This is a genomic window from Pseudoalteromonas sp. CNAT2-18.1 (genome assembly GCF_022347865.1).
GTDB classification, from domain to species: domain Bacteria; phylum Pseudomonadota; class Gammaproteobacteria; order Enterobacterales; family Alteromonadaceae; genus Pseudoalteromonas; species Pseudoalteromonas ruthenica.
In genome coordinates this window covers 262712-289386 of record NZ_JAKRFR010000001.1, presented here as the reverse complement: position 1 = coordinate 289386, position 26675 = coordinate 262712, and the positions used below count along the sequence as shown (strand labels likewise).

24 protein-coding genes are annotated in these 26675 nt (G+C 47.9%); 11 read left to right on the top strand and 13 right to left on the bottom strand.

What is annotated here, in order from left to right; translation table 11 throughout:
• Positions 1-13 precede the first annotated feature (13 nt).
• The 10 genes from MHM94_RS01300 to MHM94_RS01255 form a co-directional block, all read right to left on the bottom strand.
• Positions 14-739, bottom strand: a complete 726-nt coding sequence (locus MHM94_RS01300; RefSeq protein ID WP_138548173.1) for a hypothetical protein — start codon at positions 737-739, stop codon at positions 14-16.
• On the bottom strand, positions 739-1608 hold the full coding sequence (locus MHM94_RS01295) for a hypothetical protein (protein WP_235418413.1): 870 nt from the start codon (positions 1606-1608) through the stop codon (positions 739-741). Before MHM94_RS01295 ends, MHM94_RS01300 begins: the two co-directional genes overlap by 1 nt.
• Positions 1609-1864: 256 nt before the next feature.
• A complete protein-coding gene (locus tag MHM94_RS01290) occupies positions 1865-4819 on the bottom strand; it encodes a TonB-dependent receptor (protein ID WP_022945230.1) in 2955 nt (984 codons plus the stop codon).
• 64 nt (positions 4820-4883) lie between these two features.
• Entirely contained in the window at positions 4884-7508 is a 2625-nt protein-coding gene (locus MHM94_RS01285; RefSeq protein WP_235418411.1) for a glycoside hydrolase family 16 protein, read from the bottom strand.
• A gap of 266 nt (positions 7509-7774) precedes the next feature.
• Positions 7775-8158: a VOC family protein gene (locus tag MHM94_RS01280; protein ID WP_235418410.1), complete on the bottom strand. Its 384-nt coding sequence runs from the start codon at positions 8156-8158 to the stop codon at positions 7775-7777.
• Between the two features lie 76 nt (positions 8159-8234).
• Complete coding sequence (locus tag MHM94_RS01275) at positions 8235-9218, bottom strand: LLM class flavin-dependent oxidoreductase (protein WP_235418408.1); 984 nt, start codon at positions 9216-9218, stop codon at positions 8235-8237.
• Between the two features lie 217 nt (positions 9219-9435).
• On the bottom strand, positions 9436-10377 hold the full coding sequence (locus MHM94_RS01270) for an alcohol dehydrogenase catalytic domain-containing protein (RefSeq protein ID WP_235418406.1): 942 nt from the start codon (positions 10375-10377) through the stop codon (positions 9436-9438).
• Between the two features lie 2 nt (positions 10378-10379).
• On the bottom strand, positions 10380-11192 hold the full coding sequence (dkgB, locus tag MHM94_RS01265; RefSeq protein WP_151173808.1) for a 2,5-didehydrogluconate reductase DkgB: 813 nt from the start codon (positions 11190-11192) through the stop codon (positions 10380-10382).
• A 9-nt stretch (positions 11193-11201) separates the two neighbouring features.
• Entirely contained in the window at positions 11202-12104 is a 903-nt protein-coding gene (locus MHM94_RS01260) for a TIGR03571 family LLM class oxidoreductase (protein ID WP_152441783.1), read from the bottom strand.
• Complete coding sequence (locus MHM94_RS01255; protein WP_151173806.1) at positions 12101-13285, bottom strand: MFS transporter; 1185 nt, start codon at positions 13283-13285, stop codon at positions 12101-12103. The genes MHM94_RS01260 and MHM94_RS01255 overlap by 4 nt, the downstream gene beginning before the upstream one ends.
• A gap of 116 nt (positions 13286-13401) precedes the next feature.
• On the opposite strand from MHM94_RS01255, the gene MHM94_RS01250 reads away from it, so the two are divergent.
• The gene (locus MHM94_RS01250) at positions 13402-14289 is read left to right on the top strand and encodes a LysR family transcriptional regulator (RefSeq protein ID WP_138508161.1); all 888 of its coding nucleotides are present in this window, start codon (positions 13402-13404) and stop codon (positions 14287-14289) included.
• 93 nt (positions 14290-14382) lie between these two features.
• Positions 14383-15474 carry an alkene reductase gene (locus MHM94_RS01245; protein ID WP_235418405.1) on the top strand — a complete coding sequence of 364 codons (1092 nt, stop codon included), beginning with the start codon at positions 14383-14385 and terminating at the stop codon, positions 15472-15474.
• Here MHM94_RS01245 and MHM94_RS01240 read toward each other — a convergent pair.
• Positions 15471-16364 carry an MBL fold metallo-hydrolase gene (locus MHM94_RS01240; RefSeq protein WP_235418404.1) on the bottom strand — a complete coding sequence of 298 codons (894 nt, stop codon included), beginning with the start codon at positions 16362-16364 and terminating at the stop codon, positions 15471-15473. The two genes, MHM94_RS01245 and MHM94_RS01240, sit on opposite strands and share 4 nt — an antisense overlap.
• Before the next feature lie 128 nt (positions 16365-16492).
• On the opposite strand from MHM94_RS01240, the gene MHM94_RS01235 reads away from it, so the two are divergent.
• Together MHM94_RS01235 and MHM94_RS01230 are read left to right on the top strand one after the other, a co-directional pair.
• The gene (locus MHM94_RS01235; RefSeq protein ID WP_235418402.1) at positions 16493-17761 is read left to right on the top strand and encodes a glycerophosphodiester phosphodiesterase family protein; all 1269 of its coding nucleotides are present in this window, start codon (positions 16493-16495) and stop codon (positions 17759-17761) included.
• Between the two features lie 205 nt (positions 17762-17966).
• Positions 17967-20024: a TonB-dependent receptor gene (locus tag MHM94_RS01230; protein ID WP_235418400.1), complete on the top strand. Its 2058-nt coding sequence runs from the start codon at positions 17967-17969 to the stop codon at positions 20022-20024.
• 4 nt (positions 20025-20028) lie between these two features.
• Here MHM94_RS01230 and MHM94_RS01225 read toward each other — a convergent pair whose 3' ends face one another.
• Positions 20029-20424, bottom strand: coding sequence for a hypothetical protein (locus MHM94_RS01225; protein ID WP_138548182.1), 396 nt, complete (start codon positions 20422-20424; stop codon positions 20029-20031).
• Positions 20425-20625: 201 nt separating this feature from the next.
• On the opposite strand from MHM94_RS01225, the gene MHM94_RS01220 reads away from it, so the two are divergent.
• The 3 genes from MHM94_RS01220 (at position 20626) to MHM94_RS01210 (ending at position 23444) form a co-directional block, all read left to right on the top strand.
• Complete coding sequence (locus MHM94_RS01220) at positions 20626-20886, top strand: DUF1294 domain-containing protein (protein ID WP_170268983.1); 261 nt, start codon at positions 20626-20628, stop codon at positions 20884-20886.
• 99 nt (positions 20887-20985) lie between these two features.
• Positions 20986-21300, top strand: a complete 315-nt coding sequence (locus MHM94_RS01215) for a hypothetical protein (protein ID WP_022945241.1) — start codon at positions 20986-20988, stop codon at positions 21298-21300.
• Positions 21301-21389: 89 nt separating this feature from the next.
• Positions 21390-23444, top strand: coding sequence for a S9 family peptidase (locus tag MHM94_RS01210; RefSeq protein WP_235418398.1), 2055 nt, complete (start codon positions 21390-21392; stop codon positions 23442-23444).
• Between the two features lie 55 nt (positions 23445-23499).
• Here the strand turns inward: MHM94_RS01210 and MHM94_RS01205 are convergent, their stop codons facing one another.
• Positions 23500-23928 (bottom strand): organic hydroperoxide resistance protein, encoded by a 429-nt coding sequence (locus tag MHM94_RS01205; RefSeq protein ID WP_130146258.1) that lies wholly within the window; start codon positions 23926-23928, stop codon positions 23500-23502.
• Positions 23929-24086: 158 nt separating this feature from the next.
• On the opposite strand from MHM94_RS01205, the gene MHM94_RS01200 reads away from it, so the two are divergent.
• The 4 genes from MHM94_RS01200 to MHM94_RS01185 all read left to right on the top strand — a co-directional run bounded on the left by MHM94_RS01200 (position 24087) and on the right by MHM94_RS01185 (position 26344).
• Positions 24087-24545, top strand: coding sequence for a MarR family transcriptional regulator (locus MHM94_RS01200; RefSeq protein WP_235418396.1), 459 nt, complete (start codon positions 24087-24089; stop codon positions 24543-24545).
• 423 nt (positions 24546-24968) lie between these two features.
• Entirely contained in the window at positions 24969-25484 is a 516-nt protein-coding gene (locus tag MHM94_RS01195) for a hypothetical protein (RefSeq protein WP_235418394.1), read from the top strand.
• A gap of 105 nt (positions 25485-25589) precedes the next feature.
• Positions 25590-25883, top strand: coding sequence for a cbb3-type cytochrome c oxidase subunit I (locus tag MHM94_RS01190; protein WP_235418393.1), 294 nt, complete (start codon positions 25590-25592; stop codon positions 25881-25883).
• Positions 25884-25996: 113 nt separating this feature from the next.
• On the top strand, positions 25997-26344 hold the full coding sequence (locus MHM94_RS01185; protein ID WP_235418392.1) for a hypothetical protein: 348 nt from the start codon (positions 25997-25999) through the stop codon (positions 26342-26344).
• Positions 26345-26675 lie beyond the last annotated feature (331 nt).

Here is a 26675-nt window from a genome sequence, read left to right as displayed (position 1 = left end):
ACAGGAGACCTGACTACCACTTCGCCAGCAGCGTTATCGGCGCCCCTTGTTGCAAGCGAGTCACAATATAGGTGTTCACACTGGAATAGCTGCCGCCATCAACGCCATTTTCCATATAGAAAATAGCATCTTCAATTCCATCGCCATTGTAGTCGCCTTGGGCCATGAGCGTTAAACGCTGAATACTGCCATCGGTATCGTAATACACCGCTTGGTCTTCACTCGCAGGCTCAACTTTTTTGATTGTGGTCACATCACTCCAGTGCTCGGACTGCGCCACCCGCTCAACCGTATCATTAGAGATAGCGAGGGCGAATTCGGCAGGTAACTCCTTGGCCACTTCTTTACCGTGAGTAAAGTTAATCCAACTGGTGTGAGAGGCTTCTAATTTCGCCATCGCCTGCCAGGTGTTGCAAATTAGCTCAAGCGCTTCAATAGCGCCTTGCATTGAAAAGTCTTCGCCCTTGAAACCTTGAGCCTGCGCTTGCTTTAATTGCTCACAGCTTGCAATTTCTGTGCTCTTGCCAGAATCATTTATTAGCGGATAACTAAAAAACCACTTACCACTTGCTAGCGCTTCCACATCCGCTCGGCTATCTAGTGATACGGGATCGACAAAACGCCCCTCAGTTTTATTGGTTTCGCTATAACTTGGAGCAATACTTGGTTGCTCTGTATTTGCGCAGGCTGCAACAGAAAGCAGCATGGCCCCAGATAATAAAAAAGTGCTTTTAGTCATTATGAGTTTGCCAATAAGTTACGAACATACATATTGCGCTCTTCGGAGATGTCTTTACGAGACGACTCGAGCGCGGCATTTTTATAGTCACCCGCGTTAATATAGCGGTTAAAGTTAGGGAAGGTGTTTTTAAGCTTGGTCATACCCAGGTTAAAAATCATATCGAATAGCGCCAATTTGACATTGTCTGGGAAGGCAGCGAACTTATCGGCCCCGTATATTCTTTTTAGCTCCGATTCAAACTGACGAATATGCTTCTCAATCTGTGCATCCATAGTTTGCTCAGACAGGTGTAGTTTGGTTGCTGATTTATAAATGGAAGCGGGGTAATCTTTACCAAAGGGCATTTTCTTTAAACGTGAGAACTCTTCTTCTATTTGCGCGGCAGTAGCCGGTTGCCCGGTGGCATTGACAATAAAAGGTAATTTTTTGGCTTCATCTACGTTACTCAGTAGGTGGCCCACACCAACGGTCGCAAAGCCTTTGGTATCCAAATACATGTGCTCTACGCGGCCCTCATAGCGCTCAATATTACGATAAAGCGACACTTTCAAGGCTCCAGAAATCGGTGTCTGCGCACTGGCGCTCGCTTGAGAGAGCTTTTCATTTACTTTGCGATGGGTGCGCCCATTTACATCCACTTTGCCGTCGGGACGAACCATACCCACCACTTTTTGTTGAAATAGCTTTATCGCGGCAACGGTTTTTGACTGTTCAGGACGGCTTCCTAAACGACCATCAACGACTAACCGCTGAGTGGGCGCAATGAGTCTCAGTAGAGCGTTTAATGCTTGTTGTACCGCTTTAATGTCATTGGGATTATTGACACCGTTGATGCCGACAGATTGGGAAATACGCATGGTTGTCATGAGTTCATCCTTGTTAAAAGTATTCCTAAGGCACCTATACGACCATGAAATTAGGCGCTAATTGGGGCAATATTAAACAAAACAGTTAAAAATAGCCAGTTGTCCGTTTAGGTACTTGACGCGCAGCGACATCAAAGCCCCCTTCTACTCACTGACATAAGCTCAAGTGGTTACTGTATATAAATAAAAAAAGCCGCTCGGTGAGCGGCTAGGTTGGTTCTAGGGATAAACCCTGTCGTGAAGCTAAAATTAATGGCTAAAAGCTATAGCGCGCACCCAAGGTGTAGCGCGGCCCATATTGACGTGCAAATAAGAACTGCTCTTCATATCGACCGTAACCACGTTCAGTTTCATTATTAAGGTTTACACCTTCGGCAAACACGGTAATGTGCTCGTCAATGTCATAATTAACACTGATATCCCATTGCCCATAGGTGTCGCTATACTGCGGTGGCGCATCTGAGGAGCCCTGGTCTTGGCCCACACCAATCAGATACGAATCACGCCACGCATAAGTGACCTTCACCGATAAGCCATCTTTTTCATAGAAGGCCTGGAAGTTTGCAGAGTCGCTCAAGCCAGTAAGTGGAGCTTGTTGCACCAAGCTTTCACTATCAAACTCGACATCGCCGTCAACAAAAGTCGCGTTTACACCAACACCAAAGCCCGATTCCCCGAACAGGTGCTGCAGCGCCACTTCAAATCCGTCTACCGCTTTGCTGTCGGTATTCTGCGGCTGGCTGATGTTCCAAACAATAAGCGGATCATCACTGCTTGGCTCAATTTTACCTTCGCCATTACCATAGCCTAACGCCAGCATTTCATTATAGATTGCATCGCTGGTCGCCTGCTCGCCACGCCCTTCAATTGCAGCCACCGCCTCACGGTAACGAGGACCATCAAGAATATCGTGCAAACCGTCTATGGTGGTTTCAGTGATGGTTGTTTGGATAAAGTTATCCACGTCTTTTTTGAAGTAACCCAGCGACGCGTAGCTGCCTTCGCTGTAGTAATACTCTAGAGACAAGTCCAAGTTAGTGGACTCAAATGGCAATAGATTGGGGTTACCTTGGGCACCAGTTCGCGAGCCTGGCTTAGGGCTGCCCGTTAAACTACGGCCACCGGCCAAATTACCCAAAGGTGCACGTGACATGGTTTTACCCCATGATACCCGCGCTACCAAATCGTCGGTCAAATCCACTTTAGCATCAATCATTGGCAGTAGGATGTCGTAGTCACCCTCTTGAGTCAGGAAGTTATTCGTGCCACCTTCGGCGTATTGCATAATCCACTCTGACGCACTTTCCCAATTCACTTGTTGCTCGACACGCTGGCGTACAATGCTAGTTACATCGGTTTGCTCATAACGTAAACCGGCATTCACTTGCACGTAGTAATTGGCGACATCGAATTCCCACTGCGTCTGCAAGTAGAGGCTTTGCGTTTGCTCTTCAACGGTATTCTGACTATCAATACCATCAAAGAAAGGATCGATAGAGTATACATTGTCACCTACTACATCTTCAGTAAGGTAAGCCAGCTGGCGAGCAATGGCCTCATCAAAGTCGTAGGTGTAGTAATAACCCGGTTGTAAGTCACTGCCACCTCCAGCAAATTGATCAAGGAGATCGCCGGTTTCATGGTAGGTGAACATATTATCAGGGAAAATCTCGGGGAACGCCGGATTGAAACCAGGGCCGCCGCGCAGACCGCTCCACGCCGTGAAACCCGTCATGGTTTGCTCAGTGTGCGAGCCACCGAATTGCACCCGGATCAGTGGGATATCAAAGCTGTCGTTGTACCATTCGCTATGCAATTGCGCCTGTTTGATATCCGATTCACCCGGTGAGTAGATGAACTGACTAAAGTTAGAATCAATTTCACTCGGGGCTAAAGTAGTGGTGCCATTTTTCCAGTTTACCAAGGCATGAGGAATGTCCCCTTCACGGTAATCATAAATTTTATTAATAAGCTGATCGGAGCCCAAGATCACTTGCCCGGCGCTACCTAACCCGTCATCGGCACCATTGTCAGTTTCGTTATTAGAATCATGATAATCAACAGCAACCTGCCATTGATCGTTGATTTGCCAATCGACGTTAAGGCCCACAGAACGTGCGGTTACTTCGGTGGTTGAACGGTTGGCGGTAAACGACGCATCATTACCACTAATGTCAGCGAAGAGTGCGGTGCCATTTTCATCAAGCTCGTAGCCGTTAATATTGCCACCAAACTCGTTCCAAATTCCCCAACCAATGCTGTTAGAGCCAGTAATAGCCCGGCTCGCCGTATAATCCAGCGTCACCACAATATCATCGATAGGCGCGTACTGAAGCGTTACCTGCCCGTTGGTGCGCTCGCGCTCTAAGTCTTCAATACTGTAGTTCATATCTTTAGGAAAGAAATGATTACCCACCCGGTTGCCATCAGCGTCTAAAGGACGGGGATCAATCACACTGCCGTCATCAAGCGACGGTAAATCTACGTTAGCTTGCCAACCTTGAATGTTTGCTTGTTGTTTTTGAAAGTCACGTTCCTGATGCGAGAAGGTAAAGCCAACACCGAACATATCATCATCAAAGGTGTTGCTGTACACCGCAGAAAACTCTGGAGTGACGTCATCCCCTTGTTCATTAGAGGTATCGTGAATAGCCTTGCCGGTTACGGTAAAGTGCTGCCCAGGGCGTTGGAAGGGTCGCGAAGTAACAATGTTAACCGTCGCGCCTAAACCACCGCTGGGGACATCTGCACGCGCGGTTTTAAAAACTTCTAAGGTGTTCACACCCTCTGAGGCGATGTTTTCTAGGTTGTACGAACGCGTGTAACCTGTTCCTGGCATTTGTCGGCCATTAAGGGTGATAAGGTTAAACTCAGGGCCAAAACCACGTACGGTAATTTGGCTACCCTCGCCGTTAGCCCGACTTACTGACACCCCGGTTATGCGCTGCAATGACTCAGCCAAGTTAGTATCTGGGAACTTACCCATTTCCTCTGCAGAGATTGCATCGACAACGCCCGAAGATTGGCGTTTAAGATCCATGGAACGAATCAAACTGCCTCGGATCCCTTTAACTTGAATAACTTCTATTTTCTTTTCTGCATTGTCTTGTTCTGTCTGTGCCCAAGTTGGCATGGCCACACCAAGGCCTGCGGCAAGGCTCAGCGACACTGAGACAGCTAGCGATGATTTCTTAAATGTTGTAGGTTTCATGATTGCCTGCTTATACAAATTGTTGCCATAGGTTGCGGGCAGCGTACTACCCGCACTCAGTGTGTTAAGGATTCGCTATGACCGCGTTATCGATGCGATACACAGCACCTTCACCCATGCCCCAAGAAGGGAATACCATCACCACATTGATAGCACTGACATCCAAGCCAGCATTGAGTAGCTGTTGTAATGTGAAGGTGTAGGTTTGCCATTCACCCACTACAGGCTCTGCCCCTTCCTGACTGGCGCTGAGCGGCAGTTCCACTGCGGTTGCAGCACCCAATGACTCAATCTTGAATAACCATTGAGCGTCCGGGTTACCCGGATTGCTGGTAATCTTCATTTCAAACTGCACCACACCCTCGCTGAGTAAACCGGAGGCATCAAATGACACGTTTTCATCTGCTAGGAAACCCATCACGGTTGGCGTCGCCCCGATTGTAAACTCAGCAACTGCGCCATGAGCTTGGTCGTCAGTCACTACAGCTGGCTCAGAGCCACCACAGCAATCCCAAATACTCCACTGCTCAGCAGCCGCGTCTTTGAATAAGGTTAACCCATCATTCTCAGGGTAATAAATTTTGGCGTTATCAATGCGGTATACCGCACCTTCACCGCTGCCCCATGCAGGGAAAACCATTACTACATCAATGGCGCTTAAATCTAACCCAGCGCTCGCTAGGTCAGTCAACGGGAAGGTATAAGTTTGCCATTCACCCGCTTGTGGGGCGTGACCTTCAGCGCTTGTTGTTAAATCAACTTCAGCGGCCGTCGCTCCGCCGCTTGACTCCAACTTGAGCAACCAAGGCGCATCTGGCGTATTCGGCATTGATGTTACCTTCATATCAAACTGCATCACGCCACCTTCAACGATAGCCGTGGCATCAAAGGGGTTATCACTGCCGCCTGCATCGCTGCGCGTATTAAAGCCCATAACGGTAGGTGTAGCACCAATTGCAAATTCAGCAACCAAGCCATGGGCTTCATCATCCATGACTTCGATAGGTGTGCTGCCACCGCAGCAATCCCACATCGGCCAATCAACATTTTGACCATCAGTGAAAAGGTCTAACTGCGGGTACTCGGCGTTTATCTCAACGTTATCGACTTGATAAACGGCGCCCTCTCCAGTGCCCCAAGCAGGGAAGATCATCACCACATCAATTGCTGACACATCAAGGCCAGCATCAGCTAACGCTTGGATTGGAAATGTATACGTTTGCCATTGGCCTACGACAGGAGCTTCACCTTCGGCGCTGGCGCTAAGGTTGAGCTCAACGGCGGAGCCAGCATCAAAGCTTTCAATTTTGAACATCCAAGTGGCATCTGGATTCGCCGGAGCTGAAGTGACACGCATATCGAAACGCACAAAGCCGTTATCAAGCATCCCGGAGGCATCATAAGGCGACGCCTCGCCCTCGGGATCAGTGATAAACTCGCTACGGCTGGTAAAACCATTTACCGTGGGTGCACTGCCGACCACGAACTCCACCACATTGCCTTTGCCTTCTACAGGCACTAAGCTCGGCGTTGAACCGCCACAGCAGTCCCAAGCAGGCCAGTTAGGGTTAAATTGGTCAGCAAAAATAGTCAGTGGATTGATGCCTGTTGATGGCGGTGTAGGCACAGGCGCCTTACCTTCAACTAATGCATCTGCAGGGTCATCATAACCAGGGCGAATTGTTTCGCAGCCTTTGCCTGTATCAGGGTTCGATGCACACTCATAAACGCGCACATAATCAATTTCAAACTTTTGTCCCTCGGCAAAAGCGCTGGCATCAATACCCGTTTGATTGACGTTTTCCGGCCAATCACCGCCAACAGCAAGGTTGAGGATCATATAAAAATCTTGATCATACGGAGCATTATCCCAATGCGTGACTAGCTCACCACTGCCCTGCTCAAAATACTCAGCAAACCACCCACGATGCTTTAAGCCCACAGCTTCATTTTTGCTGTTATAAAGCACCTCAGAACGGCGTTGAGTAGCGTAAAGGTAGTCGTCCACATACCAGCGAATTTCGCCTTCTTGCCATTCGATGGCATAAGTATGGAAGTCATCTGCGGGGTTCTCATCTTGAGGGAACTCATATGCTTTGCCACTGGAAGCATTGTCTGGCCAATCGCGTCCATAGTGCAAAGTACCATGAATATTAGACTCCACCCCCTCATCGGTGGGCACTTTCAGGTTAACAGCTTCGAGGACGTCGATTTCTCCCGACTTAGGCCACGAACCATACACTTCATCGGTGGGCATCATCCAAAACGCCGGCCAACTGCCTTGTCCTGAGGGCAACTTGGCACGAACTTCAAAGCGCCCGTAGGTAAAATCAGCCTTGTATCGGGTGTTTAATCGTGCCGACGTGTAAGGCTTCTCAGCCCCTTCTGATGCTGGTAGAGCAACAATATTGAGCACGCCATCTTCGATGTATGCGTTATCGCTGCTATCGGTATAGCATTGCTTTTCATTGTTGCCGCCACCGGCGCAATTGATTTCATAGTTCCACTTTGAGGTGTCGATGCTTTCACCACTGAAATCATCTTCCCAAACCATGACCCAGTTGGAGGCAGGTGCACTTACCTCTGTGGTGGTGACATCAGTCTCAGTGGCGGAGCCGCCACACCCAGTCAGTACAGCTAATGAGAGCGCTGCCAAAGCCCGAGTCGTGTGTGTTGCTGCTTTGTTCATTTTGTTGAACCCCAACATTAATTGGTTATTAGTATCTAACTGATTTAATTGTGTTTTTATTATCAACCAGTATTTTGTAAGCGCTTTCAAAAGTACTCAAATAAAAAGCGCAAATTATGTAAGCGCTTTCATAACATATGACATGGTCGTTAAAACGTCAATAAAATGCAGTTATTTTTTAACACAGGGTTAACTATATGGGGACAAATACACGCAACAAAGCGCCCTCCTGGGCGCTTATAGTAAGATTCACATTTCCTTATCTATTAAGCAGGGCTTGGCATATAAAATACATTCAACTTATTGCCATCTAGGTCTCGAAAGTAGCCAGCATAAAAGCCAGGGATATCACCACGCTCACCGGGCTCCCCTTCTTCTTTAGCACCAAGAGCAACCGCCTTTTGGTAAACCTTATCAACCAAATCTGGGGAACTGGCCTGTAATGCCACCATAGTTCCATTACCGGCGCTTGCGGGGCTCTCATCATAGGGCTTCACTATCGCTAATCCTGCGCCCACAGGGCCAGTCGACCAAGCGATTAAGCGCTCATTCTCCATAAACCGTGCGGCACCGAGTTGGCCCAATAAAACATCATAAAAAGCCGCAGCCTTTTGCAAATCATTTGTACCTAAAGTGACATAGCCAATCATGTTGTGTTCCTTTTTTTGTGATGCAAGATGCTCATCAAGCATATACGGCGATAAACCAAGCGCCAACCCATATCTATCACCCGTGCATTATCAGCTCATAAGAGTTCAAACGCGCTTGTTGATCATAAATAATATTGTGTAGCATGATTTCGTCGGCCCCCGTACGCGCCTGTAACCCACGCAGCCCGGCCTGGACTTTCTCTTTATTACCGATGATTGACTCGCGCAACATCCGAGTCACTTGTTGACGTTCAAGGTCGGCCCAGATCGCATCCATATTGTCGGTGGGAGGAGGGATCAGCCCCTCTTGCCCCCTGATCATACTGACAAACTTTTGCTGCCCTGTGGTTGCGAGAAACTCGGCTTGCTCGTTAGTAGCAGCGGCAATTGCATTCACCGCTACCATCACATAGGGAGCACTCAGTTGAGCGCTGGGCTGAAACTGTTCACGATACAATTCTATCGCGCGCATCATAAAGTCAGGGGCAAAGTGCGCAGCGAACGCAAAGGGTAAGCCTTTTTGTGCCGCGAGCAAAGCACTGTAAGTGCTTGAACCAAGTAGCCACAACGGCACGTGAGAACCGACTCCAGGGTAAGCTCGCACGCGTTGGCCAGGTTGTTCCTCACCAAGAAAATACTGCAGCTCTTCGAGTTGTGGCAACAAATCTTCCGCAGCCTTTGCATCACGTCGCAACGCACGTGTTGTAACGCCATCGCTCCCCGGCGCGCGGCCAATGCCTAAGTCGACGCGCTCAGGAAACAGCGCTGCCAAGGTGCCGTATTGTTCGGCGACAATCATCGGCGCGTGATTGGGCAGCATCACGCCCCCAGAGCCAATACGTATACGCTGAGTATGAGCGCCGATGTACGCCAGTACGGTGGACGTGGCGGCGCTGGCTATGTCGGGCATATTATGATGCTCCGCCATCCAAAAACGATGGTAACCTAAACGTTCCACATGTTGAGCAAGCTCCTTAGCGCGGGCAAACGCTTCATTGGCATTGCTGCCTTGCACCACGGGCGCGAGATCAAGCACACTGAGCTTAGCAATAGCGGTCATTATTACCTCTTCATTTAGCACGTTCTACATTATGTTGATAGGGCCACCTTAACAACATCTCTACCGATACAGCAGCCACAATATGGCATTATCATGATGCTATTTCGGCATCAATATCGTGAGGTAACCGTGCCTGTAACCCAATTAAAACCGTGTAAAAGCTACTAACCTGGGCCTTATGCGTTAGTTTTATTCCGCCATTCAAGGCCCAGAGTAACTATTGATTGAGCACAACTGCTTTTTGTTTTTCCTCCTTAGAGAAAATCAAAGCATCATTTAATGCATCAAAAGCGAATTCACTTGGTTGCTCTACCTGTAAGTGACCAGCCACCACGTCTTCTAGTAGACGTTCACCGTCCCTTACAAGGCGCTGCCACTGAGCGCTATCCCCATAGTCATGCAGTGCCCCTAAGGCAATTTCATGGTATGAAATAGTACGCGTAAATGGCGCATCCACGGGGTTATCAATGCGTCCTAAAATACTGATAACATGGCCATTGGCCTGCAGCAGTGGCACAAGCTCCCTTGCCGTATCCGGGCCATTAGCATCAAACAATGCAAAGTAACCGCCCGCGCTGGGCGCTTGACGAAAAACTGCATCTATACTCAGTTTATCCGCTTGCTCTTGGGTTAAACTTTGCGATAAGACATGCACTTTAAAACCACTGTGACTCAGCATTTGGGCCAACAACTTGTTCACTGCCCCCATACCCGTTATCAGTACCTTAGCACCTTTAACTGCGGGGATTTTGCTAAACGCTTGCCACGCAGTCAGCATCGGACATGGTAAAGCGGCAGCCACCGAAGGACTCAAGCTTTGTGGTATGCGCATCACCCGGTTCGCAAATAAAACGGTGTGTTCAGCAAAACTACCATCAAGGCTTAAACTGTGATGATAAGCCACCATTTGACCGACTAATTGAGCGTCAACTCCCGCACCTACGGCCAGCACTTCGCCGGCACCATCAACGCCCGGAGTGTGACCCTTGGGCCAAGAAATAGGATCGGCATCAATAAATTTCCAATCCACAGGATTGATGCCGATGGCAAGGTTGCGCACCAGAATCTGTCCAGCCTCCAATAGAGGTAAGGCTTTGTAGTCTAATTGCAGGGCATTACCTGCCCCATTAAACTGCCATGCATGGGTCCGCTCTACCATATTTAAATATCCCACTTGGGTGAAAAATCAGGGTCGGCTTGACGGTCGTTACAATCAAGGGCATCTATTCTGGCGATGTCTTCAGCGCTTAAAGTCAGTTCCAGCGCCTTAAGATTTGTGGCTAAATTGGCTCGTTTGGTCGATGATGGAATTGTCACCAAACCATGTGCTAACTCCCAAGCCACAACCACTTCGGCGGCGCTGACGTTATGTTGTTTAGCAATAGCTAAAATAGTCTCGTCTTTCAGCACTTTACCCACAGCAAAAGGCATGTAGCCGGTCACTGTGATTCCTTGTTGCACACAAAATTCACGCACTTTTTCATTAGTCAAATAAGGATGAACTTCAATTTGGTTATTGGTCAACGAGCCCTCTGGTAAGATTTTTAGCGCTTGTTGAAGTTGGGCAATAGTGAAGTTAGATACACCTATGTATTTAGTCAAACCCAGCTCTTTGGCACGATGTAATTCACCAAGGTATTCATCCATTGGTTCACCGCCCTCAGGGCTTGGCCAGTGAATTAACAGTAGGTCCACGCTATCAAGCTGCAACTTTCGTAAACTTTCTTTCACGCTGTCAATAAAGCCTTCTTTATTGAGCTTATCGTTCCACACTTTAGTTGTTACAAAGAGCTCTTCACGGGCAATATCGCTATCTCTAATAGCACGACCTACAGCTTCTTCGTTGCCGTAGATTTGCGCAGTATCGATATGCCGATAGCCCTCTTCAAGAGCCATCATTACACTCTGATAAGCGACTTCGTCCTCTAGTCGAAACGTGCCAACGCCTAGTTTAGGTAAAATTGATTGATTCATATAGTCTCCTTAAAAATGAAAATGCGGTAATACCTGTTTACCGATGTACTCGAGTGCCCATTCAACGGGCAAGGTATTTCGCCTAAAATGCAAACCAATATGGTTTACACCTACTTGTTGCATTGCCTTTAGTTCAGTGATGAGTCCATTTACGCCAGTTTCAATCCCGAATCGGTGACGTGTTATTGGCGCATCAGGCTCATCCAGCAAATTTAAATGAATAAAGCTCACGTAAGGCTTTTCGCCAGCAACATTACGCCACTGTGCTACTCGCTTTTTATGATCTTCAGGAGTACCGGGGTATGCCAACCAGCCATCCATATTTTGTCCCACCCACATTGGTGACTGCTGGGCGAGACCCGCGACATATAAGGGCGTGTTAGTCAACTCCGGCAGAACCTTTTGCCCTGCTTGTAAGGGCCGCTTGGGCTCACCTTTGAGCACCGCCACAGCTTCTTGAAAGCGGGCTCCCCGTGAGGGAAAGTCAATATTAAATAAAGGGTATTCACTAGGGCGATCACCACTGGCAAGCCCTAAGATCAACCGCCCTTTACTGAGGCTTTGTATCGTGGCGGCGGCTTTTTTTACTAGCCAAGGCTGGCGAAGAGGCAACACCACCGCAGCTGTGCCAAGCATTATGCGTTCAGTTTTAGCCGCCAGATAACCTAGATAACTAAAAGTTTCAAATACTTGAGCAGCATCACCAAAATTAGGGTCATAAATAGGCACGTCACGAACCCAAGCGGCGAAGAAGCCCATTTTGTCGGCTAACTGAATACGCGCTTCATGATGACGCATATCTGGAATGCCAAAAGGTCCTGAGGTATTGGTTTCAAAACGAGCCCAGTCATTATCCAGCGGCAACTCCACCCCGATAGAAAAGGGTTTTTGTGCTAGTTTATCCAGGCTCATACCAGATCCTGAGCACGCGTTTCGTCGCGCTTATCAAGATGACCACTCCAACGCGTTGCCACCAAAGCCGCTACGGAAATCATAGCCCCTATCCAAGCAGTGTCTTGCAGGCTCATACCGTCGACAATCGCACCGCCCAATACAGAGCCTACCGCAATCCCGATATTAAACGCCGCAATGTTTAGGCCTGATGCTACATCTACGGCGTTAGGGGTGTATTTTTCTGCAAGTTTTACTACGTACACTTGCAACCCAGGAACGTTGCCAAAAGCAAAAGCCCCCCATATCAGCACGGTGATCACCGCTCCCACTTTTGATCCCATAGTGAATGTGAATACCAATAAAACTAGAGATAAAGCCGCAAAAATCAGCGTAAGGGCGTTAATCGGACCTTTTTTGTCGGCTAGCTTGCCGCCATAAATATTGCCCACGGCCACAGATACACCATAAACCAGCATGATCAAACCAATGGCTGACGGAGCAAAGCCGGCTTCTTGCTGTAAAATAGGCGCCAGATAAGTAAATGCAGTGAATGTGCCGCCATAGCCCAAAATAGTCATGACATACACCAATACTAATCGCGGTTGAACAAGCACTTGCAACTGCTCCTTGATGCGCGCCGGGCGACCTTGTTTTAAATTCCCCGGGACCAGCACAGCACTGCCAATGAGAGCGATTAGCCCTAAGGCAGAAACCACTAAAAAGGTTGCTCGCCAACCGAAGTTTTGACCAATCCAAGTACCCAGCGGCACGCCTGTGACTAGGGCTACTGTCAAACCGGTGAACATGACTGCGATGGCACTAGCTTCTTTTTCTTTACTCACAAGGCCTGTGGCAATGGTTGAACCAATGGAGAAAAACACGCCATGGGCCAACCCAGTCAGGATGCGCGCCGCAATTAAGCTTTCGTAGCTCGGCGCTTGCCAAGCCAAAATATTTCCTCCAACGAACAACGCCATGAGGCTAAGAAGCACGCTTTTACGCTTCCACCGTCCGGTGAGCGCGGTCAGCACTGGTGCGCCAACAGCCACGCCAATGGCATAAAGGCTAACCAATAACCCAGCACTTGGCAGGGTCACATTTAAATCTTGTGCAATAGTCGGCACTAATCCTACTATTACAAATTCGGTAGTACCTATAGCAAAGGCACTCAAAGTTAAAGCGAGCAATGCAATGGGCATTTATTTTCCTCTTCACTGCGAGTTTAAAAACAATGCCGTCATTGTGGGAGTAAATTTATTTGCAAAAAATAGCAGCAGTGACAAAATACTTTTGTGATAAATGAAAAGGTAAGCCGATGCCCGTCAATGCTAAAACTGAAGACTTAGAAGCCTTTGTGACCGTAGTTGATACTGGAGGCTTTTCTGCTGCGGCACAATTACTCGACCAACAAGTTGCCAAAGTGTCCCGAGCGGTAACCCGCCTGGAGCGTACTTTAAATGCCACCCTACTAAATAGAACCACACGGCGAGTAGAGCTCACAGAAGAAGGAGAGTTGTTTTTGAGCCACGCTCGCGATGGCTTGAATATGCTGGCAAAAGGCGAAGAAGCACTGCGTTTGCTGGGCCGCTCTCCTTCAGGAAAATTACGCGTTGATGCCGCCAGCCCATTTGTTTTTCATCAATTGACCCCTTTGATCAACGATTTTTGCAAAACCTACCCAGATATTACTCTAGAGCTAACCAGCCACGACAGTATTATTGATTTGCTTGAGCATAAAGCCGATATAGCCATACGTATTGGTGACCTTAGTGACTCAAATTTACATGCTCGACGACTAGGTAAAAGCCGCCTACACATAGTGGCAAGTCCTGAGTATTTAGCTCATCATTCCCTTTCAGAGAATATTCAAACTCTGCATGAGCAGCGTTTAATCGGTTTTAGCGATGCCCCACACCTTAACACTTGGCCACTCAAAAGCCCGCAACAATTGCGCTTTGCTATCAGTGCTTCCAGCGGCGAGACTGTGCGTCAGCTATGTATAGCGGGTCAAGGACTCGCATTGTTGTCGCATTTTATGGTTAAAGACGACTTAGCCGCCGGGCGCTTAGTGAGCGTACTCAACAACCATATTTTAAGTCCTAATCGACGAGAATCTGTACAAGCTGTTTACTACCGCAACAGTGCAGTGTCTTCACGAATATCTGCCTTTTTAGATTTCATTGAATCAAGGTTATGCCTGTAGTTACATATTTCACAAAAGTGTTTTTCATTTATTGCGGTTAATGATGACAATCATCTGCGATACGCTGTGCTCAGCACAACTTTAGGAGGTCTTATGAATTCACTTTTTCGCCCCATTACCTTAGCCGGTAAAACATTAAAAAACCGCATTGTTATGCCACCGATGACACGTTCGCGTTCAACCCAACCGGGTGACATCGCTAATGACTTAATGGCGACCTACTACGCGCAGCGTGCCAGTGCCGGACTGATTATCAGTGAAGGGACGCAAATCAGCGAACTAGGTAAAGGCTATGCCTGGACCCCGGGGATCTACACCCCAGAGCAGGTTGCCGGTTGGCGCAAGGTCACCGACGCCGTCCACCAAGCCGGCGGCGTGATGTTTGCCCAGCTGTGGCATGTCGGCCGCGTATCCCATGAAAGTAATACTGGCGGCAAGCAGCCCATCTCATCGTCTGCTATTCAAGCCAAGGGGGTGAAGGTGTTTATCGATGACAATAACAGCCCAGGTTTTGTCGAGGCGCAAATGCCGCGCGCTATGAGCGTTGCAGAAATCCACGAGGTCATCGCGCAGTATCGCCACAGCGCCCAATGCGCCAAAGAAGCAGGCTTTGACGGCATTGAGCTGCATGCTGCCAACGGGTATCTAATCAACCAGTTTTTAGACTCACAAGCCAATAACCGCAGCGATGAGTATGGTGGTAGCCTTGATAATCGCCTGCGCTTTTTGCGTGAAGTCGTCAGCGCGGTCAGTGAGGTGTTTGGTGCAAACGCCGTAGGGGTCAGATTAGCACCGTTAACAACCTTAAATGGCGCGGTAGATGACAACCCTCAAAGCACGTATGTGGCTGCAGTGCAGGCTCTTAATGAGCTTAACGTTGGCTATGTCCATATTGCGGAGGCCGACTGGGACGATGCGCCTTTAATGAGCGCACAGTTTAAGCACGCTATCCGTGATGCCTTTGATGGGCTCACTATTTACGCGGGCAAATACACCAAGGCGCGCGCCGAACAAGCACTAGAGGATGGCTGGGCCGATATGATTGGCTTTGGTCGCCCCTTTGTTGCCAACCCGGATTTACCGCAGCGCCTCAAAGCAGGTTTGCCTTTAGCAGAGCATGATCCGCAAACATTATTTGGCGGTGGCCCAGAGGGTTATACTGATTACCCTAATGCGACCACTTAATGTTCGTTCTCTTTAACGCTCACATCGGGGCGAAAATTAAAGTAAGACTCTTCTATCAGCGTGCGGTACACACCGGCAATATTTTGCGCTCGCCACTGCTGGTACATGGGCAGGTGGCTGAATTCAGGAAAATGTAGCTGTTGCTGCATTTGCGTCAAAGTATGGCCCGCCAACAGCGCGTCACGCACGCTATTATAAAGGGTCTTCAGGTAGGCAAGGTAGCGACGCACGTCGTCCTTGTCACCCATTTGTGCATGCCCCCCTACCAAAATATCAAAGTCGTGGCTTGCGAGTAATTGCTCTGTAGAGCTGATCATGCCGTGGATATCATAACCTTGCAGATCTTTATAAGGCATGCGACCTAACACCACCCAATCGACCACAAATATAACGTTTGCAGGCATGAAATGCATACTCACGTTGCCGCGCCCATTATTGGGGCCGAAATAACTAAGCTGTACAGAGCTTTGTCCAAGCTCAGCGGTGAAAGAATCAGTGAAGGTAACGTCAGCAAAGCGCACGGGAGCTTTAGTCCAGCGCATGTCCTCATCTGCATAACGATGAGCAACAACGGTAGTCTGTTCATCGACCAGAAATTCGCCACCGAGCGTGTGGTCAATATGGTTGTGACTGTAGGCCATGAACTTAATCGCAACACCAAAACGAGAGTGAATCGCCTTTTTCAGCCATTTCGCCGCATCAGCATTAATAGGATCGGTGACAAATGCCCCCTTATCAGTGATCATAAAGACGCTGTGGTAGTGGCCTGCACTAAACCGATACACATTGTCTTTAACTTGCTCAATCACATAAGACTGAGCGCTGCTAGCAAAACTCACCACCCATAACAAACACATCAATACCTTATACATAAAACTCTTATTGTTCATTCACATTGCTGATAGTTTAGTCTACTGTGCAATTAGCTGTAGCGATCAAGTGGTGCTTGTGTCGCTGTAATAAAAATAAAACATCGCGTCCTTATGATGGTTAAAAACCTAAAAAAGGAACTAACTCTATGCGCTTTTCTCTCATTAGTTGCTCGTTGGCGGCGCTTTTATTAAGCGGATGTAACAGCAGCTCAGATTCTGATCCTGTGGTGGTTGAACAGCCACAAACAGCCTCTCCAGCCTCAGTGCAACTGGGCCCTCGCCCATTTGCGCTGGTTGATGCTATGGCTGCGGGGCCACTTAAAGAAGCATTGCAAGCATGTGCCGACGACAATTTCGTGGCCAGCGACTTTTCCATTGGCCACCGTGGCGCACCCATGCAATTTCCTGAGCACACCCGTGAAAGTTACATTGCGGCAGCACGCATGGGTGCAGGGATCTTAGAATGTGATGTCACCTTTACCGCCGACAATGAGCTGGTCTGTCGCCATTCGCAGTGTGATCTGCATACCACCACCAATATTCTAGAAACCGAACTTGCTAGCAAATGCTCAGAGCCTTTCACTCCCGCCGCAGACGGCGTACCCGCAAGCGCCCAGTGTTGCACCAGCGATATCACCTTAGCCGAGTTTAAAACGCTCAAGGGAAAAATGGATGGCGCGAACCCAGCAGCAACCACTGTCAGTGAATATATGCAAGGCACTGCACCGTGGCGAACCGACTTATATGCCGCTCGCGGTACCTTGATGACCCATCAAGAAAGCATTGAATTGTTTAAATCACTGGGCGTAAAAATGACCCCAGAGTTAAAATCACCTAGCGTCAGTATGCCCTTTAATGGCATGTCGCAAACCGATTACGCATCAAAAATGCTGAACGAGTATGACCTTGCGGGGGTTGCTGCCGACCAGGTGTGGCCGCAATCATTTAACCGCGATGATGTGTTGCATTGGGTTAACACTCATCCAGAATTTGCCGCACAGGCCGTTTACCTTGACGGTCGCGACGCCGATCCGGGCTTTGATCCCAGTAATGCGCAAACCTGGTCACCCAGCATGGCTGAGCTGGTCAATCAGGGCATCGAAGTTGTTGCACCACCGATTTGGATGTTACTTGACTTAGATAACAATAATCAGATTGTTCCCTCGGCGTATGCCAAAGCAGCCAACGAGGCAGGATTGAAAATTATTGCTTGGTCATTAGAGCGCTCAGGGCCGCTTGAGGGCGGTGGCGGTTGGTACTACCAATCAATCACCGATGCCGTTGATTCAGATGGTGTGATGATGCAAGTGCTGGATGTATTAGCGCAAGATGTTGGCGTCATTGGTGTATTCAGTGACTGGCCTGCGACCACCACCTATTATGCTAATTGTAAGTTAGCCAATAACGACGCTTAGCAGCGCTTATATCACCGCAGCGAGGCACCTAGTCTCGCTGCTGTGCTTTCAACACCCCACTTCAGTCGCCCCCAACAGCATGACTAATTCCCTGGTATTTCGACACCACTGTGCACCACAGTGATCAGCCAATACCGTCTGAGAGTATAATTTTGCACTGCGCGCTACAAATCCGTACCATCAACAAAAAATGCACAGAAAACGTATGCTTAGACCAACATTCTTATCTCTACTCGCGTTTACACAAGTGGCACTCGCTCAAAATGACTTAGCCGAGATTGAACGCATCACGACCACTGCCTCGCGATTGGCGATAACAGATGAGGCAATGGCATTGAATATTGCCACCATCAATGCTGAACAACTGGCTATCCTTGGCAGCACACACATTGAAAAAGCCATGAAACAAATCGCCGGAGCCAATTTACAACACGGTAACGGCCAAGAATATTTACCATCATTGCGCTCTCCGGTATTTACCGGCGGGGGCGCATGTGCCGAAGTGTTGGCGCTAGAAGATTGTATTGCCCTGCGTGCAGCCGGTTTCTGTAACGTTAATGAGCTGTTTGAAGCGCACAGTGAAATGGCTGAGCGTATTGAAGTGCTTAAAGGGCCAGGCTCTGCGCTGTACGGTTCAAATGCTGTGCACGGGGTAATTAATGTGATTACCCCCGATACGACTTATGGGGGCGGCTTCGCTGGCCTCGATGTGGGCTCGTATGGCTATAAACGCGCAAAACTGCGCGCCGGTAAAGATTTAGGCGAGCAAGGTTTTGGCATTAATAGCAGTGTTACCCGTGATAGCGGCTACCGCGATGATGAGAGTGTCGAACAAGAGAAAATCAACCTGCGCTATCGCTATAGCGGCGATACCTTGAGGGTGCAAACCGGGCTCACCTACACCCATCTAGACCAACAAACAGCAGGCTATATTGAGGGTTTTGAAGCCTATAAAAATGAGCAAGTGGCACAGCAAAACCCCAACCCAGAAGCCTTTCGCAAAAATCGCGCGACGCGGCTATGGTCGCAATTTACTTGGCAAGCAAACGGGCAATCCACTTGGATGATCACCCCTTATGTGCGTGACCAACAAATGACCTTTTTAAAGCATTTTTTACCGGGTAAACCGCTGGAGGAAAATAGCCAGCAAGGGGTTGGCGTACAAACGCTTTGGCAAACCCAACTCAATAATTCTTGGCAACTAAACCTAGGCATAGATGGTGAGTACACCCAAGGCGACGTGCTGCAATATCAACACCAGCCAACCACCGGCTCAGCCTTTTTACAGGCCACCGTACCACAAGGAAAGCATTACGATTACAGCGTTGATGCAACATGGTATGCCCCTTTTGCACAGCTCTCTTATCGTCATTCGGCCTGGTTAGTGACTTTAGGAGCACGTTACGAGCACATCGACTACAACTACAGCAATCATATGCTCGCTGGGCGTACCCGTGACGATGGCAGCGAATGTGGCTTTGGCGGTTGTCGTTATTCACGCCCCGCGAGCGGCGACAACAGCTTTGCCGATCTCTCCCCGAAGCTATCGCTGAGCTATCAGCTGAGCCCTGAACTTATTGCTTACACTAATCTCGCCAAAGGCTACCGCGCGCCGCAAACCTCAGAGTTATATCAACTCCAGCGTCAGCAGCAAGTGGCCGATTTAAAAAGCGAAACCATCAATAGCGTGGAGCTGGGTGTAAAGGGGGCTTACAATTCAGTGCGCTTCAACCTAGCTGGCTACGTGATGCACAAAGATAACTTTATTTTCCGCGATAGTGACTTCTTTAACGTCAGTGACGGTGAAAGTAAACACCGAGGTATTGAGTTAGAACTACGCTATCAGGCTAGCAGCCGGGTAATGCTGCAACTTGCACTGAGTCGGGCGCTGCACACCTATGAGCACCAGCAAGTCATCGCTGACACTCAGCTCAAGGGGAACATTATGGACACCGCGCCCAAATGGGTAGCAAATACTCAACTGCATTGGCAAATCAGTGACGATGTCGATGTTGCCCTGGAGTGGCATCACGTCAGTGATTATTACACCGACCCACAAAATTTGCACCGCTACAGTGGCCATGATCTCATTAATGTACGCGGTGCATGGCAAGTGAATAAGGACTGGCGAGTGATCGCCCGGGTGGAGAATGTTGCTGATACAGCCTATGCTGAACGTGCCGATTTCACGACTTTCAGCGGCGATCGTTACTTTCCCGGGCGCCCGCGCAGCGTGCTATTTAGTATCGAAAGGCAGTGGTAACTTATTAGCTTAGTGCGCTTAAGAGTATACCGGGGTCGGAGATCCCGGCCTCTTTGAGTGCTTCAGTGACCGCTTGGGTCATTTGCATAAGCTGTACTTCCATATTGGCAACAAGATTGCGCTGTGATTCGAGCATAGTTTTGTGCGCTTCCTCATCATTGGGGTCTTGCTCGTTTTGCAGAGTTCTCAACCTTTCACGTGCTTGATCTATTTGCTCTTTTACGCGCTCGATTTGTTCTAGCATTTTTTGAATATGCGCGGGCAGTTGCTCGCGCAAGCTCTGCTTAATGTCGGCCTCAGCCTGAGCTTTGGCTTGATTATGCTGGGGTTGCAGGCGTAAAGTGCCCTCAGATTGAGGCGTTGTCGGTATAGATTGTGAGTAGGAAGAATCAATGCGCATTGCGCGTCCTTGGCATCATGGCTCGCTTTTAAATACTATCGGCACCGATTAGGTACACTTGAGCCAAATTTTATCGGACAACACATAATGAAGTTTATATTGCAGCTTTGCAAAGGTGTTTGCAGCTTACTCTTTGTCTGCGCTGTCGCACTGCTCTGTTGGCAAGTGCAAACTCTTTGGCCCAGCGTCTTCTATCTATGCATGAGCACAATAACCTTTGTGTGGTTTTGGCATGATAAACGCGCGGCGCAGCGCCAACGCCCACGTACACCCGAGCGTGACTTATTAATATGGTCGCTATTCGGCGGCTGGCTAGGAGCCCTTGCGGCGCAAACTTGGTTGCGTCATAAATCGCAAAAGCGCGCCTTTATCATAAAGCTATGGGTGACTATTTTGGTCCATTGCTGGATGTTTATTATTGTTGCAGTACAACTGATTTTGAGTAGCGATGGTTTATGGTAGTCATACTTTTGGCTAAGTATAAAAGTGCTGACTTTTTATACATTTTTGCTAAACTTGGGAACAAATAAAACGTCACGCTCGTTAAATGGATTTACAGCAATGAACTTAATTATTTTCTTACTCCTTTTTGGCGCCTACCTATGGGTGCGTTTTACCCTTCGTAAACAGCTACGTAGCTATGTTGAGCAGTACTATCCCGACTTGCGCGCAGTACTCAACCATAACCCGCTAAAACTCAGCAAAGCCAAAGCACTGGAAACCAACTTAGATGCCTGGCTCAACAACGAAAGTGGATACAGCCTGAGTGACGATTACATCAGCCGCAAGCGCAAGCAAATCTCATTGACCAACCAATGTGGCATGATCATCGCGCTAATCGCTATGCTGCTGCCGCTATTTTTTGCAACTCCATGACCAAGCTGTCATTTTTTATCGAATAAAGTTGCACCTGCAGAGTATGGGTCTTATAACAGGGAGACTGACATAGCTGCCAAGGACAGATTATGAAATTCACTCCCCTCTCTTGGGCCATGGGTTTAGCTATCGCAACCAGCGGTATCGCCAATGCAGCCCAAAGCACTCGCCATGATGTACTCGCGCTTGAAGACGTTTTCAATCTTGAATATGCCAACCAAATCGATATCAGTGATGATGGCGATACCGTGTATTTCGTGCGCAATCGCATGGACATTAAGTCAGACCGCAAATTTAGTAATATTTGGCAGGTCAGCACCGACAATAAACAGCTGCAACCGGTAACCAGTGGCGTACATCAAGATTTTGCCCCCGTGTTATCCCCCGATGGCAGTCGCTTAGCGTTTATTTCTACACGAGATGGCAGCGCACAGCTGTATGTTAAGTGGTTAAACACAGGTGCGGTGAGTAAAATCAGCAACCTTACACAGAGCCCCTCCAAGCCCACCTGGACACCGGACGGCAAAAGCTTAGTATTCAGTATGTTTGTACCTGCTAAGCCCAATAGCCCGGTGAGCTTACCCGGTAAGCCCGAAGGCGCAAAATGGGCGGACCCAGCGCTGTTTATCGATGAGGTTTACTACCGCGCTGATGGCGCCGGCTATACCAAAGCAGGCCATAATCACCTGTTTCGTATTGCTGCCAATGGCGGCAACGCGGTGCAGCTCACATCCGGTGACTTTGACCATGGCGGCAGTATCAGCTTTAGTGACGATGGCAGTACCTTATACTTTTCAGCAAACCGTCACAGTGACCATGAGTTAAAGCCGATAAACTCAGAAATTTACGCGCTGGAGCTTGATACTCTCAGCATTCGCGCCATCACTGACCGCGATGGCCCAGACAGCCAGCCGCAGGTGTCTCCCAATGGTCGTTACTTAGCCTACACCGGCTATGACGATAAGCGCACTAACTATGAAAACACTCAGCTCTACATCCGTGATTTAGAATCTGGCGAGACGCGCAGCTTAACGCCGGACTTTGACCGCGCAGTGGCGCAAATACACTGGGCGGATGATAGTCGCGGCCTGTACTTTAGCTACGATAGCGAAGGCAAAACCACCATTGGCTACCAACCTTTGCGCGGTGAAGCCAAGGTGATCACCGACAAAGTGGGGAGCGTGTCTTTTGGTCGCCCCTACTCAGGCGGTGATTTTGACGTTAGCACCGAGGGTGATATTGCATTCACGCTCGCCGACACTCAGCGCCCTGCTGATGTGGCCTTGACTAAGCGCGGCGAAGCGCTGCGGTTAACGCATTTAAATGAAGATGCCTTGGCCAACAAAACGCTTGGCAAAGTGGAAGAATTGTGGGTTAAGTCCAGCCACGATGAGCTCGACATTCAAGGTTGGATTGTCTACCCACCGCACTTTGATGCAACTAAAAAGTACCCTTTGATTCTCGAGATCCACGGTGGACCGGTGGCCAACTACGGGCCTCACTTCAGCGCTGAAGCACAATTATTTGCCGCTCAAGGCAACGTGGTGCTGTACATGAACCCACGCGGCAGTGACTCTTACGGCAAAGACTTTGCACAAACGATTCATCATAACTACCCAAGCAACGACTACCATGATTTGATGACGGGTGTGGATGCCTTAGTTGCCAAAGGCTTTATTGATGACACTAAACTCTATGTAACCGGCGGCTCTGGCGGCGGTGTACTTACCTCGTGGATAGTCGGCCATACCGATCGCTTTGCTGCGGCGGTGGTTGCTAAGCCTGTTATTAATTGGTTTAGCTTTGTACTAACGGCGGATTTTTACCCCTTCTTTGCGGATTACTGGTTCCCAGGTAAGCCATGGGAGCATATGCAGCATTATATGGAGCGCTCACCTATTAGCTATGTGGGCAATGTAACCACCCCCACCATGTTACTGACCGGTGAGGCCGATTATCGTACGCCTATTTCCGAAACGGAGCAGTTCTACCAAGCATTGCAATTGCAGGGGGTAGACACCGCCATGGTGCGTATTCCTGATGCCTCGCATGGCATCACCAAGCGGCCCTCGAACCTGATGGCAAAAGTCGCCTACATTCTGTGGTGGTTTGAAAAGCACGGCGAAAAGCAGGCCGATAAATAACCATATAAACGCGGCGACACGCTGTCGCCGCCCTTGTCGCGACTAGGCTGTGCCTTTAGGCCAGCACCAACTCCACATCAATGTTGCCACGTGTGGCATTGGAATAAGGGCAAACCTGATGCGCGGTATCCACTAATTGACGCGCCTGCGCTTTGTCCATATCCCCCAAATCCACGGTGAGCTTAGCGTCGATAGAAAAGCCCTGCCCTTTTGGACCAATTGCAACCTCACCCGTTACGGCAATATCCTGAGGTAACTTAATTTTTTGATCGCCAGCCACTTTTTTCAACGCGCCAATAAAACACGCTGAATAACCGGCGGCAAAAAGCTGCTCAGGGTTGGTGCCCTGACCATCATCGCCCCCCAGCCCCTTTGGAACGGATAGGTCAACATCTAAACGGCCGTCATCCGACTTGGCAGAGCCGTCTCGTCCACCAGTTGCCGTGGCTTTTGCACTATAAAGAATCTGTTCTAACGCCATTATTGGGCTCCTTCTAGTTAACTATTTAGCAATTTACTTTGCATGCAAAATAAATAATAGCGATGACCAACTTGAAGATCAAGTTATTTGCATGCAAAATAAATAATAGCGATGACCAACTTGAAGATCAAGTTATTTGCATGCAAAATAAAGGAGAGATCATGACCGACAACGCTTTAAAACTTGACTACCAGCTGTGTCACCGCTTTTACACCGTGGCTAACGCCTTCACCCGGGCGTATCGCCCGTTATTGCGTGAGCTCGATATTACTTACCCACAGTACGTGGTGTTAATGGCATTATGGGAAAAAGACCAAATCACCATTCATCAGTTACTTGAGAAAACCCATATTGATGGTGGTGCCATGAGTTTAATTTTAAAAAAGCTCACGCAGAAATCTTTTGTGCAGGTGATCCATGATCAGCATGACAAGCGGGTAAAACGGGTGGTACTCAGCGACTATGGAAAAACAGCCAAACACACCGCGCAAAAAATTCCCCAGCAAATGCGCTGTAACCTCAAAAATATCAGTGATGAAGAAGGGGTGGAGTTGATACGACTAATAGACAAGGTGAGTGATGACTTACATACCACACTTTGTCAGGCCGATACCCAGTAAACACTGATCAGATAACCTCGTTATCGCCCAGTGAAGCTGGGTGACGCTTACCATGAAAATGAGTATAGAAAGAAATCTACTTACAACGGCTGTGAGCGAATATTGCTGCGTCAGCATAAACTCACCGATGTGGTTTAAAAATGGTGGACGAGTTCTCACTGAGCCAGCCTCAACAAATAATTGTCTTTATATACATCATTGTTGTATTTCTCCTATAGTCAGGAAAACGACCCAATCGCTCGTTTTTGTCTTATCCACGTTTAGAGCAATGTAATGTAACTTCAATGCTGGTAAGTACTTCCTCAATTTGCTATCAATGGTCTAAGGAGAAAAAACGAGACAGATTGAGGGAGAAAAGCGACCCTATCGCTCGATATTAAATTGTTATGTTTCGTTTGTAGGCTCAGCTAATAAGGATTATATATGAATCAAGATAACAAGGTCGGTCGTACTGTATACGATCTAATAATTGAAGTATTAAATAGCTCTAAGTTCTGGGTTTTATTATTTGTTTGCGTTTGCTTTTTGATTTTTTTATATATTCAGACACCTCCAGGAAAAGCAGTAAAATTATTTGGGTTTGAGTTGTATCATAAGTATTCGATTAGTACGCCAAACGCAACTCATACTAAAACAGAAGAAAGTATTACAAAACCAATTCCTTGGAATAAAAACGATTTTAATTATAAAGTTGCTTTACATAAGGTACTTTTGGAAAAGGAACACCTAACAATATATTTTGAAAAAAACTTTACCACTACCCTTCACCTTAAAACTAGAGATCGGAAGTCTATTACAAATCACGGCATTCATAAAAATGGCCAACAGATAAAGCTGGGGGATCTTACTAGGCATATATTCATAGGAATGGAGTTGAGGGCATGTCATGGTAACAACGGTAATATATGCAGTGATTTTGTTCGTATTGAAGGGGGATAGTAAAACATAACAAGCCAATTCAGCAGGACAAAAAATGGTTGGTTTTGCTCCTACGTCGCCAATTTTATTGCCTCTGATTGGGGCGTTATATTTCTATAGGTTCCTATGAACATTAAAAATTCAAGTACATTTTTCGTAGGTTTTGTTGTTGGTGCTGGACTAGGATTCTTAGGTTATTTTTTACAGTTGGAACCTGGCTCGAAACCAATTGTTGACGCCTTTCTAAATGCGTTAGTTTTTGCGCTTGTGTTAGGAGTTTTTATTGGGATTGGTTTTTTAGGTAAGGCAGGGAAGACCGGCGCTGATTCTGTGCCATTTTCAGATGAAACAGACTATGGCAGGTTCACAAAGAAGCACCCTCCCACTAAAAAGGTGTTGAATGATGATAACGAAACATAACAAACGTCTAAACTCCGGCAGTATTAAGAGTTTTCATGGTTTTGGCAAACAACGTAAAAAGCCATGCCAACACATTGCGTGTTAGGCGGGCGCTCTATACCTCAGGAAACATCATGAGTTATTTTAAAGGAATATTTTGGTTCTATTGCGGGTTGTTTGTGTGGGGAGTTATCTCTGCTTTTTACTATCGTCTTCCTGTACCTCTTGTCGGCTATATTGGCCCGTTTGGTGAGTACCCATCATCTCTTACAAGCAGTATCGAATCTGCAGCAATGGTACTTGCTTTCTATTCAATTATGGGTGGTTTTATACCTTGTGTTGGTTTGTCGGCTCTTTGTGTTTACTGGCTTAAAAAGTTAAATTGGCTCACTAATGCACGGCTATTTTTTGTAAGTTTTACGACAAGCATTTTGCCTGTTTTGTTACTTGCTAATTTAGATCGTTTTATTGGGCCATGGTAAAAAGATATAACAATGCGCTATTGTCGCTCCCTTAAGTCGCTGGGACTCATACACCGGGCCGCTTAGCGTTAACAGCGTCTTCTTCTGGCACAAAGCACGCATTCGTCCTCACTCATTTTTATCCAACAACGCGCTAAAATGCCGTCTCCTTCTCGCTAGCAACTGCTTGTATGATGACGGTCTAAGCCTATTCGTTTCTGCTGTAAGATAAGTTTTGACCCAGCACGCAACTAAACTGTGAACATCACTACATAGCCACACAATTGCCAGCGTGTTGTTATTGCTCAAGATTCTTACCCGGTTAAAAAAGCATACAATAAAAATCACAATG

What these genes read in the sequence shown, in the direction of transcription:
- MHM94_RS01185 (WP_235418392.1), top strand. Translation starts at nt 25,997, where the DNA reads ATGAGTTATTTTAAAGGAATATTTTGGTTCTATTGCGGGTTGTTTGTG.
- MHM94_RS01195 (WP_235418394.1), top strand. Translation starts at nt 24,969, where the DNA reads ATGAATCAAGATAACAAGGTCGGTCGTACTGTATACGATCTAATAATT.
- MHM94_RS01270 (WP_235418406.1), bottom strand. Translation starts at nt 10,377, where the DNA reads ATGGTAGAGCGGACCCATGCATGGCAGTTTAATGGGGCAGGTAATGCC.
- MHM94_RS01295 (WP_235418413.1), bottom strand. Translation starts at nt 1,608, where the DNA reads ATGACAACCATGCGTATTTCCCAATCTGTCGGCATCAACGGTGTCAAT.
- dkgB (WP_151173808.1), bottom strand. Translation starts at nt 11,192, where the DNA reads ATGAATCAATCAATTTTACCTAAACTAGGCGTTGGCACGTTTCGACTA.
- MHM94_RS01215 (WP_022945241.1), top strand. Translation starts at nt 20,986, where the DNA reads ATGAACTTAATTATTTTCTTACTCCTTTTTGGCGCCTACCTATGGGTG.
- MHM94_RS01280 (WP_235418410.1), bottom strand. Translation starts at nt 8,158, where the DNA reads ATGATTGGCTATGTCACTTTAGGTACAAATGATTTGCAAAAGGCTGCG.
- MHM94_RS01210 (WP_235418398.1), top strand. Translation starts at nt 21,390, where the DNA reads ATGAAATTCACTCCCCTCTCTTGGGCCATGGGTTTAGCTATCGCAACC.
- MHM94_RS01300 (WP_138548173.1), bottom strand. Translation starts at nt 739, where the DNA reads ATGACTAAAAGCACTTTTTTATTATCTGGGGCCATGCTGCTTTCTGTT.
- MHM94_RS01240 (WP_235418404.1), bottom strand. Translation starts at nt 16,364, where the DNA reads ATGAACAATAAGAGTTTTATGTATAAGGTATTGATGTGTTTGTTATGG.
- MHM94_RS01260 (WP_152441783.1), bottom strand. Translation starts at nt 12,104, where the DNA reads ATGAGCCTGGATAAACTAGCACAAAAACCCTTTTCTATCGGGGTGGAG.
- MHM94_RS01285 (WP_235418411.1), bottom strand. Translation starts at nt 7,508, where the DNA reads ATGAACAAAGCAGCAACACACACGACTCGGGCTTTGGCAGCGCTCTCA.
- MHM94_RS01225 (WP_138548182.1), bottom strand. Translation starts at nt 20,424, where the DNA reads ATGCGCATTGATTCTTCCTACTCACAATCTATACCGACAACGCCTCAA.
- MHM94_RS01220 (WP_170268983.1), top strand. Translation starts at nt 20,626, where the DNA reads ATGAGCACAATAACCTTTGTGTGGTTTTGGCATGATAAACGCGCGGCG.
- MHM94_RS01200 (WP_235418396.1), top strand. Translation starts at nt 24,087, where the DNA reads ATGACCGACAACGCTTTAAAACTTGACTACCAGCTGTGTCACCGCTTT.
- MHM94_RS01250 (WP_138508161.1), top strand. Translation starts at nt 13,402, where the DNA reads ATGCCCGTCAATGCTAAAACTGAAGACTTAGAAGCCTTTGTGACCGTA.
- MHM94_RS01190 (WP_235418393.1), top strand. Translation starts at nt 25,590, where the DNA reads ATGAACATTAAAAATTCAAGTACATTTTTCGTAGGTTTTGTTGTTGGT.
- MHM94_RS01230 (WP_235418400.1), top strand. Translation starts at nt 17,967, where the DNA reads ATGCTTAGACCAACATTCTTATCTCTACTCGCGTTTACACAAGTGGCA.
- MHM94_RS01235 (WP_235418402.1), top strand. Translation starts at nt 16,493, where the DNA reads ATGCGCTTTTCTCTCATTAGTTGCTCGTTGGCGGCGCTTTTATTAAGC.
- MHM94_RS01290 (WP_022945230.1), bottom strand. Translation starts at nt 4,819, where the DNA reads ATGAAACCTACAACATTTAAGAAATCATCGCTAGCTGTCTCAGTGTCG.
- MHM94_RS01275 (WP_235418408.1), bottom strand. Translation starts at nt 9,218, where the DNA reads ATGACCGCTATTGCTAAGCTCAGTGTGCTTGATCTCGCGCCCGTGGTG.
- MHM94_RS01255 (WP_151173806.1), bottom strand. Translation starts at nt 13,285, where the DNA reads ATGCCCATTGCATTGCTCGCTTTAACTTTGAGTGCCTTTGCTATAGGT.
- MHM94_RS01245 (WP_235418405.1), top strand. Translation starts at nt 14,383, where the DNA reads ATGAATTCACTTTTTCGCCCCATTACCTTAGCCGGTAAAACATTAAAA.